The 14,735-nt window shown below is 39.3% G+C and carries 9 protein-coding genes; all 9 read left to right on the top strand.

Annotated elements, in window-relative coordinates; all coding sequences use genetic code 11:
• Positions 1-5: 5 nt before the first annotated feature.
• The 9 genes from DW083_RS03070 to DW083_RS03030 all read left to right on the top strand — a co-directional run bounded on the left by DW083_RS03070 (position 6) and on the right by DW083_RS03030 (position 14,568).
• A complete protein-coding gene (locus tag DW083_RS03070) occupies positions 6-1,898 on the top strand; it encodes a RagB/SusD family nutrient uptake outer membrane protein (RefSeq protein ID WP_122331384.1) in 1,893 nt (630 codons plus the stop codon).
• Positions 1,899-1,998: 100 nt separating this feature from the next.
• Entirely contained in the window at positions 1,999-3,132 is a 1,134-nt protein-coding gene (locus DW083_RS03065; RefSeq protein WP_122331383.1) for a metallophosphoesterase, read from the top strand.
• Between the two features lie 134 nt (positions 3,133-3,266).
• The gene (locus DW083_RS03060; RefSeq protein WP_233551719.1) at positions 3,267-4,286 is read left to right on the top strand and encodes an MBL fold metallo-hydrolase; all 1,020 of its coding nucleotides are present in this window, start codon (positions 3,267-3,269) and stop codon (positions 4,284-4,286) included.
• A gap of 311 nt (positions 4,287-4,597) precedes the next feature.
• A complete protein-coding gene (locus DW083_RS03055; protein ID WP_122331382.1) occupies positions 4,598-5,149 on the top strand; it encodes an RNA polymerase sigma-70 factor in 552 nt (183 codons plus the stop codon).
• A 57-nt stretch (positions 5,150-5,206) separates the two neighbouring features.
• The gene (locus DW083_RS03050) at positions 5,207-6,256 is read left to right on the top strand and encodes a FecR family protein (RefSeq protein WP_122331381.1); all 1,050 of its coding nucleotides are present in this window, start codon (positions 5,207-5,209) and stop codon (positions 6,254-6,256) included.
• A 183-nt stretch (positions 6,257-6,439) separates the two neighbouring features.
• Complete coding sequence (locus DW083_RS03045) at positions 6,440-9,694, top strand: TonB-dependent receptor (RefSeq protein WP_122331380.1); 3,255 nt, start codon at positions 6,440-6,442, stop codon at positions 9,692-9,694.
• Positions 9,695-9,712: 18 nt separating this feature from the next.
• Positions 9,713-11,398: a RagB/SusD family nutrient uptake outer membrane protein gene (locus DW083_RS03040; protein ID WP_115498533.1), complete on the top strand. Its 1,686-nt coding sequence runs from the start codon at positions 9,713-9,715 to the stop codon at positions 11,396-11,398.
• A 70-nt stretch (positions 11,399-11,468) separates the two neighbouring features.
• Positions 11,469-13,292 (top strand): FAD-dependent oxidoreductase, encoded by a 1,824-nt coding sequence (locus DW083_RS03035; RefSeq protein ID WP_122331379.1) that lies wholly within the window; start codon positions 11,469-11,471, stop codon positions 13,290-13,292.
• Between the two features lie 7 nt (positions 13,293-13,299).
• Positions 13,300-14,568 (top strand): polysaccharide pyruvyl transferase family protein, encoded by a 1,269-nt coding sequence (locus DW083_RS03030; protein ID WP_233551718.1) that lies wholly within the window; start codon positions 13,300-13,302, stop codon positions 14,566-14,568.
• The last annotated feature ends 167 nt before the right edge of the window (positions 14,569-14,735 follow it).

Here is a 14,735-nt window from a genome sequence, read left to right as displayed (position 1 = left end):
AAAATATGAAAAAATTATTCAGAAAAATAGCTATCATCGGAACTTTATCGGGTATGTTATTCGGTTTAGGAGGATGTGCCGGCGATCTTCTTGATACATCTCCAAGTTATAGTTTCTCAAGTTCTAATGTGTGGACCAGCCCTATTTTGGCCCGTGCAGCTGTGATGGGTGTATATAATGAACTGTATGAAAAATTCTCTAAAAATTACGATAGCCCTTCTATCGGCATTCCCTTTGATGCCTGGTCGTCCGTAATGGATATTGATATGAACTGGAAAAATAATTGTTTTGTGATTTCCGGTTCTTGTACACCTTCGAATGGAAATGTCGGTAATCATTATAAGTATTATTATACGATTGTATATAGGGCTAATGATGTTATTAACAACATTGATAATGTCCCGGAAATGGAGGACAGCGAGAAAGCGCGACTGAAAGCCGAATGTAAATTTCTGCGTGCTTGGGCATATTATCATTTGAATGTCCTGTGGAGAGGTGTTCCCATCTATACGGAAAATGTAGAGAGTTCGGAAGCAACCAAAGCGCGTTCATCGGAAGCTGAGGTATGGGAGCAAGTTCTTTCAGATCTTACGGATTGTATTAATGAGCCTAATCTTCCTGGTAAATATACTCAAGGTAATAGTAGTTATGGACGTATAACAAAAGGTGCTGCTTATGCTTTCAGAGGTTATGCTTATCAGTTTATGGGAGATTATGCTAAAGCCCTTGTAGACTTTGAAGCAATTGAAGGGCTTGGATATTCACTTTACAGTCCGAGTAATGGCGTAAAAGGAAACAGAGATTTCTTTCAGCTCTTTAAACCGGCTAACGAGCAATGCGATGAGATGATTTTTTCAATACAATGTGTTGAAACAAGTGGTATGGGGAATCCGAGAGGAATCAATTATGGTAATCGTTGTACGGGTGGTTCTGCTTGGAACAATTATCTCCCGAATCCAGCTTTTGTGGAAATGTACGAGTGTGCGGACGGATCTGAATTTGATTGGGAAAAATATTGTCCCGGATGGCATTCGATGACTCCCTTGGCAAGAGTTGCTTTCTTTCTGCGTGACGGACTTCAATCCGGTAAAGGAGAATGGGGTACAACAGAAGCGACCTCTAATTATCAGGCTCTTTATAATAATATGGTTTCTTATGGTGCCGATATGAGCAAATATTTGGATCAAGGAAATGAGGCAAGAATACGTCAGGCATATGAAGATCGTGATCCGCGTCTGATGCAGTCGATTATAACTCCTTACTCGACTTACGACGGGAATCAGGCAGGTGTAGGAAATCATACCTGGACGCTCCGTTGGCCGTACATTCTGGATGCTGGAGAACCTTATGACATCCGTACAGATACAAATTCTAAGTTTTATTATCTTTGGAGGAAATATGTAACAGAGAATGATGAATGTACGACTCGTTGGGTCTATTCCGAAGATATTATACTCTGTCGTTATGCTGAAATTCTTCTTAGGCGGGCTGAATGCTTGAATGAGTTAGGCAGGACGAGTGAGGCTGTTGCTTTTGTAAATAAAGTAAGACAGCGCGTTGGGCATGTTCTTCTTAATGATCAGGCTTATCCTGCGACTGTTGTGAGTGGACAAGAGGATATGCGGCAACGTATTCGTAAAGAGTTTTATGTTGAACTTGGAGGTGAAGACTCTATGTTCTTTAATGAGCTTCGCTGGGGTACATGGTACGACAGGAAGTTTAAAGATCATTCTTCCGGACAGGTAGGAGAACTTAATACGAATGGTTTGATGCAGATTTGGGGTGAGACTACTTACAAGCATCTTAGCGTTGGTGAACAAATAAAGATTTGGCCGATCCCTGCAAAGGAAAGAGAGATGAATTCAAATCTTACGCAGAATCCGGGCTGGCAGGATTAGTCTGTAAAATGTGAATAATGAAAATAAGAGGTATAAAATGAAAGGTTTATACCTCTTATCTTAAACTATATTATATTTACATCATATAAATATCTATATCATGAAACGAAGAGCATTTCTAACAACCAGTGCAACATCGCTTGCAGGTTTAGTATTCGGAAGCCGATTGTCCTATTTATCTGAATCGAACCTGGAGAAAAAATATTCAATCGTATTGTTAGGTGATACACACTTTGATACGGAACCGGCCAGTGTGTATCATGCAGACTATAATGAACCGGTAGAATGGTTGAACCGAGTACAACGTGCTGAATTTGCCCGTAATGGAGAGATGTGGCGAGAGCGTTGTCCTTTGTTACTTAAACGGGCTGCCCAACTGATTGGTACTGACACCAAAATGGTATTTCAATTGGGCGACTTGATTCAAGGAGATTGCGGTAATCCGGAGGTCCACAAAAAAATGTTAGAAGACGTGATGAACCGCTTCAAGTCAGAACTTCATGGTTTGCCCTTTGTGACTGTGACGGGTAACCATGATATCCGCGGAACGAACGCAAAAGAGGCTTATCATACCTATATGCCGAAACGGATGTCTGAGGAATTAGGAAAGTCCATTATTCATACGAACTTTTTCTTCACGATCGGCAGTGATGCTTATATTGTACTGGATTTCAATGACCCGGATGATACACTCATTGATCAGATGCTAAAAGAGTGTGAAGGAGCCCGACATACATTCATATTGACTCACGGTCCGATTTTACCCTATGACGGAGGAAGTTGCCGATGGTTCTTCCACGGAGGTAAGTCGGTTGAAGAGACTGCTGCACGTAGACATTTTCGTAAAATATTTGCCCAACGGAACGCCTTGTGTATCTGTGGACACATCCATACAACTGAATTGACAGATTGGTATGGGGATGGTGGCCGCATTACACAAATGACGGTTAATAGCGTCTGGTCTAAACCGGAGTTAGGGACCTATTCTTGTACGTCGGATCAGCCGCGGGATTACGGTAATATTCACGAAATGGCTAAATCCAAGAGAAAAGAGGACGGATCCAAATATGAGGACGACATTGAGCTGTTGAATGAATATAAATCCGGTTTGAAAACCTATATCCGTTCGACTTCGGCAGGTTCTTATAAAATGAATGTTTCTGACCTGCATGTAACTATCGATTTCTACGCTGGTAATTCAAAGGAGATTAGTAAACATTTCGAGTTGAGGTGATAAATGCGTATTCATCCAAATATAGTTTTATTGAATGTGACGCGAGAGTAGGGTAATATTTTGGCGTATGCCAATTTCCCTTACCCTATTATAATCAGTAAAATTTCACGAGCGAAAATTAAATAATTATCCAAATGAGAAAGAGTGTATTTTTATTATTATTGTTTGTTTTGCCATTGTATATGTTGTTACAAGCGCAGGAAAAAACGGTGCCTTTTTGGGGAAAGCAAGAAGTGTATCTGATTAATCAAACTGAAAAAACTTTTCATCTGGTAGATGCTCTCTTAAAAGATAACCCTCCTTCCTCTGGTAATCCGACATTAGCTCGTAAAGCTGCATTACAATTACTGGATGGTGTATTTCATGATACGCGTTTGGATGGTAGCGGAACGCTCTCCCGATTCATGGAATCTCGTTTGGGCGTGCTTTTGGAAGATATGCAGAAACCATTGGTAGAGGGTATGAAAGTGTATAAACTCTATAATGACGGATTTATCGTAAAGACAAAAAGTGTTACTGTTGCTTTTGACTTGTATCGTGGGGGAGCTATGAAGGAATCTCCTTCTTTGATTTCAGATAAAACGATGCAAGCTATTGTTGAACAGTGCGATATTATGTTCCTTTCTCATAATCATCCGGACCATATAGACCCGGTTGTCGTAAAAATGTTTACAGATATGGGAAAACAGGTGGTTGCTCCGGACAATAGTTTGGTTGGAAATAAATCGGTAACTCATATTCGTTCGGAGCAGATTATTGATAAAACATTCAAAACAAGAGGGGGCAAGCTGGATGTAAAAATATTGCCGGGGCATCAAAGTGAACTGATTAACAATATTCATGTGGTGACGACTCCTGAAGGTTTTACTTTCGCACAGACGGGTGATCAATATAGTGAAGATGATTTGGAGTGGTTATTTGATGTGAAAACAAAAATTCCTGCATTGGATATTTTATTGATTAATTGTTGGGCGAACCGTTTGTCCGATACGATTGAAGGGTTCAATCCAAAACTCGTGATTACAGGACATGAAAATGAATTGGGACATACGATTGATCATCGCGAATCTTATTGGACTTCATTTATTAAATTAGAAGATGTTAGAACTTCCAGTTGCTTAATGACGTGGGGAGAAGTCTATTGGTATAAGTGATAGCCTAATTTCCAATTAAAACTAAATACGCAGAAAAATGCTTGTTGCGTCCAAGAAAAAGTGACATCTATTCTATTACTAAATAATTCTATATTAAATAAACCTTTAATTACAATAGGGGGGCAATGAGGTGCCAATTGACCAATGTAACAATAGGTCAATTGAGAGGGACGCTCTACTCAACACAAGGTAAATCTTCTCCTTTCAATCGTTAAAAAGCCCCCTCTAAATAAAAATATAACCTTTCCGTAAGTAGTTTTCCCAGATAAATCGTCTATACTTGTAGAAACGTTTCTTTGTTAGCATACGTTATGGATAGACCGAAAGAGGAAGATCGAGAGTTGAATCAGTTTAAGGAGCTATATAAATCGAATGCTCCGATACTGATCTTTTATGCCGGGAAATATGTGGATGCCACTACTGCCGAAGACTTGGTGCAGGATGTATTTCTTAAAATTTGGCAGAAGAGGACTTTCTTGTTTTTAAAAGAAGGGATAAGGACTTATCTATATCGTTCGGTCCAGCATGCCTGTCTGGATTACCTGAAGCACCAAGAGGTGAAAGGAGATTATATTAGTACCGTCACAACTAAATTGAAAGTAGAAGAGATTTATTATAATGATGATCCGCAATCTCTTTTTGCGGAAGATGAACGTTTGGAGCTTATCTACAATGAGATGGACAAGTTACCTGGAAAATGCCGTGAAATCTTTACCATGTCTTATTTGGAAGAGCGAAAGACTGCAGAAATAGCCGTGTTGCTCAACATATCTACCCGGACGGTGGAAGCGCAGCTTTATAAGGCACTAAAGATTTTACGGGGTATTTTAGCAGGTTTTTTGATCTTTCTTTTAAAATTCTGAGACTTAGCGTAAGTATATCCGGAAAGTTAATCGTGTATAATATAAACAAGCATTGGAATGTCTGAGAAATATAACATAGAAGAATTGATAATCCGTTTTCTGCAGCAGGATATAAATGAGGAAGAACTCCGTTACCTGGAATCCTGGCTGGAGGAAGATGCGGAACACAAATCTTATTTCTTTGATCTGAAATGTATATCAGATTCCAGCCGTCGTCCTTTCTTTTCGAGAGAAGATGTGAATGAGGCAAGTTGGCAGAAAATGCATGCCCGTATGGAAAAACGCTATGAAACGGTGTCTTCTCTTGCAAAATCACAGACATATGGTTTATGGCTTTCGCTGGTAAAATATGTTGCAGTTGCGGCATTGGCTGTCGGATTAGGCTGGGGAGTCCATGCGTTTTATGGAAATGCAAAATCTCCTTATTTGGCGGAAGAAAGTATCGTATATAATGAAATACATGTTCAAAAAGGTGGGCGTGCCAATACGGTGATTTTGTCTGACGGAACGAAAGTTGTGCTGAACGCAGCAACAACTCTAAAATATCCGGCCAGTTTTAACGGGAAAAACCGCCAGGTTTATCTGGATGGGGAAGCCTATTTCGAAGTAACTAAAAATGAAGAAAAGCCATTTGTCGTTAAGCTGAATAAGCAGGACATAACAGTGTTGGGTACGACATTTAATGTACAAGCGTATAGTAATGAATTATATAGTGAAATAACACTTTTGAGTGGGCAGATTTTGTTGGAAGCATTCAATGAAAAGGGAGAATCTATGAGTCGTATGTATTTGAAGCCTGATCAGAAAGCGCTATCGGATAATAAAATGGGTTCTGTTTCACTACAAGACGTAAATGCATCCCTGTCAAATGCGTGGATTAACGGAGAGTATAAATTTAAGGATGCGTCGTTGTCTTCCATTGTTAAACGTCTCGAGAATTATTATAATGTAAAGATCTATCTGGACGATAAGCGTCTGGAACAGATAAAATATACAGGTACATTTTCACTGGATCAGGATATTCTGGATGTACTTCGAATCATCGATTATGAAAAACAGTTCACTTTTAAGCGGGTGAAAAAGGACATATTCATAACAAGTAAATAATTTGTATAACTATTAAATCTAACTGCCTATGCATAAATTCCCGGTCATTTAAAAGTAGAATCGGAAAATGGTTGCAACATTTCCCGATTCAAAAATCATTTTTAATTAGTTAACCGTTCTCCTTCGCTCTTGTCTGGAAAACTCTGCGAATGAGACAATTTAATAATAAAAACATCCAAATGTATGAAAAAAGAACGAGATGATAGTGCTTTACTGTCACTAAAAATAACACGTATTATGAAAATCACGCTAATGCTCATATTAGTAGGAATACTCCAAATCTCCGCGACAACTTATGCCCAGGAGCATCGTATTTCAGTTTCAGTAGAAAATGGAACATTTTACGATGTCGTCTCACAGATAGAGAAACAGTCCGAATTTATGTTTTTCTATAAAAGTGAAGAGATTGATAATGACCAACGTATCAACCTGAATGCAAAGAATAAACTCGTATCGGAAATACTTAATGAAATCACGAAGAATAATAATCTGACTTACAAAATTACGGGGAAACATATTATTATAACAAAAGCAATGGTCAACTCTCAAGCTTCAAGAAAGATCACAGGAGTGGTCACGGATGAAAATGGAGAGCCGATTGCAGGGGCTAATGTTGTAGAAAAAGGAACGACAAACGGAACAATTACAGATGCTGATGGACGTTTTACTTTAGACATTGCAGATAGAGCCGTGTTGATTGTTTCTTATATCGGTTATAATACTCAAAATATTCCGATAACACAAAAGAACTCGTATAGCATAAAGTTGAAAGAGGATACGAAGACGTTGGATGAAGTTGTAGTAATTGGTTATGGTTCTGCCCGTAAAAAGGATGTAACAGGAGCATTAACGCGTGTAGATGTTACCGAAAAATCAACTATTCCTAATGTTAACCCGGTACAAGCTCTGCGGGGAAGTGTTGCTGGGGTTCGGGTTATTGATACAGGTATGGCAGGAGCAGATGGAACGATACAGGTTAGAGGGACGACCTCTATAACTGCAAGTAATGATCCGCTGATAGTATTGGATGGTGTTCCATTTTCAGGAGGACGTTTATCGGATATTAATACGAATGATATTGAAACGATTGATGTTCTTAAGGATGCCAGTTCTACAGCTATTTATGGCTCTCGTGGTGCTAATGGCGTTATTATGATCACGACTAAAAGAGGTAAAACATCGAAACCTCAGCTGAATTATAATGGTTATGTCGGTTTTTCTGATTTTGCCAATATGCCGAAGCTTATGAGTGGTGAACAATATCAGCAATTGCGTAAAGATGCCGAGGTCTATATGAACCAAGAGTTGCCTTTTCAAACGATTGAAGAAGAAAATATAGCAGCCGGCCGAACTATTAATCCTTGGGATGTGATTAAGCAGGATGCTCCGATGACTGAACATGAATTGAGCATTTCTGGAAAGGGAGAAAAAATGACCTATTATCTTTCTGGTTCTTTTACATCTCAGAAATCACCTTTAGTCGGGGACCAATTTAAAAGATTATCAGTGAGAGCCAATTTTGATCTTCATGTTACAGATTGGCTTGAAATTGGAACAAATTCCAGTTTTGCGACAAAAGACTATTCAGGAGCTGAGGCCAACTGGGGAGATGCTGCAAGATTAAGTCCATATTCGTCTATTCGATATGATGACGACGGGACATTACGTCGCTTACCCTATGGTGATGGTATGGTTCAGAATCCACTGTGGAATGTGGAGATGAAAGATAATAAGGAGATTTCGTATGGAGTGTTTAATAATAACTATATGATAATTAAACTTCCATTGAAGGGTTTGAGTTATCAGATGAACTTATCTAACAACTTGCGATTTAAGGATGTAAACAACTATACACCAGCGTATAATCGTGACGGTTCGTCTTGGTTAGGAAGCGGCTCGAAAGAGCATCAGTTTACCCATGATCTTATTTTTGAAAATATCGTCAAATATAATAATACGTTTGCAGAAAAGCATAATGTGGATGTAACGTTGATGTATGGTTACGAATATAGTAGTGCAAATAAATCAACATTAAGCAGTAATAATATATTTAATGATGCTTTGGGATTTAATGGATTAGGCATTGGTGAAAATCATACGGTAAGTACGACAGCGGGGAAATCTGCCGCCGTATCAAGTATGGCACGTGTCGGTTATCGTTTTGCTGATAAGTATATGGTAAACCTGACTGTTAGACGGGATGGCTATTCTGCTTTTGGTAGTGATCGTAAATATGGAACATTCCCTTCTATTGGTTTAGGTTGGGCTCTTTCTCAGGAACAGTTCATGAAAAATATTTCCTGGTTAGATTTTTTGAAATTACGTTTATCATGGGGTAAGAATGGTAATCGTGGAATTAGCAGTTACGAATCATTAAGTACGATGGATTTGGCCCGATATGTATTTGGTGATGGAGGAAACACTTCAGTCGGACTTTATCCTACTTCTATGGCAAATCCTTTGTTAGGATGGGAAACCTCACAGTCTTATAATTTAGGCTTGGATTTTACTTTGTTTAATAGTCGTTTGAGCGGTAATATCGATTTATATAGTACAAAAACGACTGATCTTTTGTTGGAAGTTAGTATACCAAGCATGACGGGCTATGATAAGTATTTGACTAATATTGGAGAAACTCAAAACCGAGGAATTGAACTGACTCTAAATTCCGAAAACATTAGTACGAAAGATTTTTCATGGAGTACCTCATTGAATTTTTCAGCTAACGCGAATAAGATTCTTCATCTTTCAGGGGAAGATTTGGATGGTGATGGAAAAGAAGATGACGATATAGGGAAAAGTCGTTTTATCGGATATTCTATGGGATCAAACTATAATTATGTTTTTGATGGAATATGGCAGGAAGGGGATGATTTCTCTATTGACAAATCTGCAAAACCAGGCGATATAAAGTTTAAGGATATTAGTGGCAATGGTTCGATTGGTCCGGAAGATCGTATGGTTTTGCATAATAACCGTCCAAAATTTACAATGAGTATGAATAACATGTTCAGATATAGAGATTTTACGTTATCCTTTTTATTGGATTTGAGATGTGGTGGATATGCTGCAAATAATTGGATAAATCCGGGAACAGAATATTATAATCGTTGTAATCAGTTGGATTTACCTTATTGGACTCCGGAAAATCCTTTAAATGATCGCCCCAGTGTTGGTTACTCCAATCCGCGTAGTTATGGATTTTATGAAAAGTTGACTTATTTGAGATTGCAGGATGTTTCTTTGGCGTACAGTCTTCCAAAATCACTAATTCAAAAGTTAACATTGAATAATGTAAAAGTTTATGTTAGTGGAAAAAATCTTGCAACTTGGACTGGTTGGCATGGATGGGATCCGGAACATGCTTCCGGAGGGAGAGCTTCCAAGAATGGTCCATTGATAAAATCATGGGTTTTGGGACTTCAGATCAGTTTATAATTAAAAAACGTAGTAAAGATGAAAAAATCAAGATACATAGTTTTGTTCTCTACGCTTATTTTATTGTTGGGAACACAGGTGTCATGTAGCGATAGCTACTTGGAAGAGAAGCCGATGGATAAATTCAGTCCGGAAAACTTATTGACTTCTAAAAAGGGGTTTGAGACAGTAATTTACTCCTTACATAATTTTGCTCGTAGCGGACTTTTTCAGTCGAATAATGAAGATGTCATGAATACCGGGACAGATGTGGCATGCAGCGGTGTTACAGATGGTCGTTTCTTTAATGATTACAGTCTGATTCTACCAGAGCATGCAACCCCCAAGTTCTATTGGAACTGGGCTTATCAGAAAATGTTGAAAGATGCTAATCTTGTTGTTACCAGGGCAGAGAATCCAAATGTCTCTTGGACAGAAGACGAAAAAAATGCAATTGTAGCAGAGGCTAAGTTTTTTCGGGCTTATACATATAATATTTTAGTGAATCTTTTTGGAGGTGTGCCTATTGTCGATAAAGAAGAACTGAGTCCTCGTTTTGATTATACACGTGCTTCACGGAAAGAAGTTCTTGAGTTTATCCAGAAGGACTTGGAATTTGCAGCCCAATATTTACCGATTGTTACATCTGATGCTTCACAAGATGGACGTATTTTTCGAGCTGCGGCAAACCATCTGTTATCAGAAGTATACATTAGTTTAGGGCAAGAAACAGGAGATCAGTCATTTTATGATAAATCGATAGCCGCTGCGACTGCTGTTATTGATGGTAGTTGTGGAGAATACGCACTCGTGAAATCCCGTTTTGGTGATACAAGCCGTCCGGGAGATTATTACTCTGACTTGTTTTGGACTAACCAACAAAATAGAGCCTCAGGCAATAAAGAGGGGATATGGGTCGTACAGTTCGAATATTTGACTCCGGGAGCCGAAGAAGCTAACAATGCACAACTTCGTCTTTGGGGACCTAAAATAGAAGATGTAACTTATCCTGATGGTAAAAAGATTCTGGTTTGTGACACAGTAGGACGTATGCAGGGGATTATTCGCCCTTTAAATCATGCTAATTATGAGATATGGGATGATCCGAACGATATGCGTTACTCTCCGTATAACTTTAAGAAAGATTTTTATATGAATAATCCTGATTCTAAGTATAATGGGGAAAAATTAGTTCTGACAAAGAAGGATGATGGCAAAATGTATATTACTTTGTCTGATGGAACAATAACGGATAAATCGGTTGATACATTTAGAGTGTGTTATCCTTACTTCCGTAAGATAGAAGGGGAAATGCCTTGGGGGGCTATGGCTGGAAGGACACCTAATGATCGGTACATAATGCGTCTTTCTGAAACTTATTTGTTAAGGGCGGAAGCCTATTTCCATAAAGGAGATTTGGCAAATGCTGCAAATGATATTAATGTTGTCAGAGGAAGAGCACAAGCTAAACCCGTTCAGCCTGGTCAAATATCGTTAGATTATATTCTGGATGAACGTATGCGCGAATTAGTTGTTGAAGAACCGCGTAGAAAGACTTTGGTTCGACTGAATAAATTATATGAAAGAACGATGAAATATAATTTCAGGGTTAAGGACAATATGGAACCTTACCATGAATTATGGCCAATTCCTCAAACAGCAATTGATGCGAATACGGGTGCAAAATTATTACAAAATCCCGGTTACCCCGGAGCTGCCGAGTAAATAATACAAGTGAGGGAGCGGGAGTTTTCCTGCTTCCTCATAGTTTGTAACACGATTAATAATAATAGGTATGCAAAAAGTATTTCGACTTGTTTATATGATGCTTATGTGCCAGGCTTTTATTTCTTTTTCGCTTCTTGCGCAGAAAAAGGACTTTGTACTGGTTGAAGCAGAGAGTTTTAATGAAAAAGGTGGATGGGTATTGGACCAGCAGTTCATGGATCAGATGGGATCTCCTTTCCTGTTGGCTCACGGTATAGGAAAGCCGGTACAAGATGCTTCGACGGAGGTGATGATTCCGAGAAAAGGAACTTGGCATGTATATGCCCGTACATGGAATTGGTGTTCCCCGTGGAAGACGAAAGAGGCTCCGGGTAAATTTAAAATTGCTGTAAACGGAGTGGCTCTTAATAATGAATTGGGAATGGGAACACAATGGGATTGGGAATATGCCGGAAGTGTCGAGATAAAAGAAAAGAGCAATATTGTTACATTAAAAGACTTGACCGGATTTGAGGGACGATGTGATGCGATCCTTTTTACAAAGAACAAAAATTCCGTTATCCCCAACCGGAAAGACGATTTGTCGGCGTTCAGAAAACAACTGTTGAATATCCCGGTTAAACCGGAAGATGGAGGCCATTATGATCTCGTTGTAGTTGGAGCCGGTACAGCAGGGTTGAGTGCTGCTATCAAAGGGGCACGGGAAGGTTTGAAAGTAGCGTTGATTAATAACCGTCCTGTTCCGGGAGGAAACAACAGTACCGAGATAAGGGTGGTTGCCAGTGGGGAGATGAATGTAAAACCGTATACTGCTTTAGGAAATGTAATCAGAGAAATACGGAATGTATATAGTAAGGAAGATCAGGTTATTGAAATGATACAAGCGGAGAAAACGCTGTCCTATTTCCCGAATATGCATGTGTTTGCAGCTTCCAAGGAAGGCAAGCAGATAAAGTCTGTGACCGCTAAACATATTGAGAATGGAAAAGAGATAGAGTTCTTTTCCCCATTGTTTGTCGATTGCTCCGGAGATGGCAACTTAGGTTATCTGGCGGGTGCCGAATATCGTGTGGGGCGCGAGATGAGGCAGGAAACAAGAGAAACATTAGCTCCGGACAGGCCGGATAATATCGTGTTGGGTGCGACAATTTCATGGAAAAGCAAAGTGATGCCGGCTGAAGTATCATTTCCGAGATGCGAATGGGCGATACAGTTTAATGATGAATCTTGTGAAAAGGTTATTTCCGGTAGTAATTGGTGGGAAAGCGGTTTCCGCTATGACCAAGTAAATGATGCAGAATATATCCGGGATTATCTGTTCCGCGCTATCTATGGAAACTGGGCTTTCCTGAAAAACGACAGTAAGTTTAAGAAAGAATATGCAAACCGGGAACTGGACATGATGACTTACATTGCCGGAAAACGGGAATCACGTCGTCTGGTAGGAGATGTATTCTTTGTACAACAAGATATAGAGAAGGAGTATGTAAGGTATGATGACGCTGTTGTAATAGGAACCTATTCGATAGACCAACATTTCCCGACTCCTAAAAATACATTCTTTTTCCCGGGAGAAGAATTTATTTCAACAATGAAACATTATTTTAATGATCTGGGAACTCCCCGCCGTTATTTGCGTGATGACCAGGTTCCACCTCCTTATCGTATTCCTTACCGTTGCCTCTATTCTGTTAATGTCGATAACTTGTTTATGGCAGGGCGGAACATCAGTGTCTCGCATATTGCATTGTCTTCTACCCGTGTACAAAATACAACCGGGATGATGGGGGAAGTGGTTGCTGCCGCAGCTATTCTTTGCAAGAAATATAATTGCCAGCCGCGTGAAGTATATATTAAACATTTGAAAGAATTATTAGACTCATTAAAATAGGAAAACTATGATGAACAGACGAGCTTTCTTAAAGCAAGCAGGCATTTTCTCGGCTGCAATATTTCTGCCATCCTGTTTGAATAAGGTGAAGGAACAGAAGAAAAATCCATATCTATTAGTCGTTTCTGGCTGGCAGGATGTGAATATTGGGGATATTGCCCATACGCCAGGTTTGCTGCATATTCTGCAAACATATCTGCCTGAAGCAACTATTACCTTGTGGAAACGGAGCAAGAACGAAAAAGTAGAGGCTTTGCTCAAAAAGAATTTTCCTAAGATAGATATTCTTTATGGTAATCCGGATAAAGATTTTACGATTACAGACGGCAGACTATTGGAGGCCATTGATCGTGCGGATGTCTTTATTCACGGTTCAGGGCCGTCGGTTGTTGCGGCTAACTGTTTAGAGGCTTGGCGTAAAATCACGGATAAACCTTTCGGAATTTACGGAACAACTATCCAGGATATCTCACCTTCTCTGAAAAATCTGTTGGAAGATGCTTCGTTTGTTTTCACCCGTGAGACAGCTTCAATCGGGAAACTGAAGGAAGCAGGGATCACGAAGCCTGAAATCCGCTTCGTACCTGATGCAACCTTCGCTCTGAATATTTATGATGAAGAAAGTGCTCGTGCTTTTTTAATTGCTAACGACTTGGAAGACCGTAAATTTATTTGTGTGATTCCCCGTTTGCGAAAGACGCCTTATTGGTTGATTCGGCGCGAGAGTTATACGGAGAGACAAATAGAGGAGACAACGGCATTGAACAATAAGTGGAAGGAAGTCGACCATGCCAAAGCCCGGGAAGCAATCATTCGCTGGGTAAGGAAAACAGGAAATAAAGTTCTTATTTGTCCGGAAATGACTTATCAAGTCGATATAATGGATGAGCTTTTGATTGATCCTCTACCGGATGATGTCAAAAAAAATGTCGTCAAGCGGGGATATTGGTTGCCTGATGAGGCGGCGTCTCTCTATAGCAAAGCTTTTTGTGTTCTCAGCTTTGAATGTCATTCACCTATTATCTCTCTGCGAAATGGGACACCTGCTTTTTATCTTCGCCAGCCGGAAGATACGATAAAAGGGCAGATGTATTATGATTTGGGTTTTGATGAATGGGTGTTTGAGATTAATGATACGACAGGTGAACAGATTGCAGATTGTCTTATGAATGTTTATTCTAACTATGATAATGCGCAGGCATATCGGAGACAGGGTATGGATAAGGCCTCCGAATCATTTGATGTGGGAATAAAAATTGTTTCTCAATTCTTATGAAAAGACTTACATGTTTGAAAGCAAAGGCGTAAGCTTTTGCTGACAAATATGTAAGTCTTCTGTTTAACCATAGTATGGTCTTATTTCTTTTTATCCCAGATAATAGGTGTATTTAGTTTTTTTCGTTACATTAGCACCTGTTTTTAATAACTCGGTTAATGATTAAG

The sequence above is a fragment of the Parabacteroides sp. AF48-14 genome, assembly GCF_003477465.1.
Classification (GTDB): Bacteria; Bacteroidota; Bacteroidia; order Bacteroidales; family Tannerellaceae; genus Parabacteroides; species Parabacteroides acidifaciens.
This window is presented reverse-complemented; position numbering and strand designations above follow the sequence as displayed.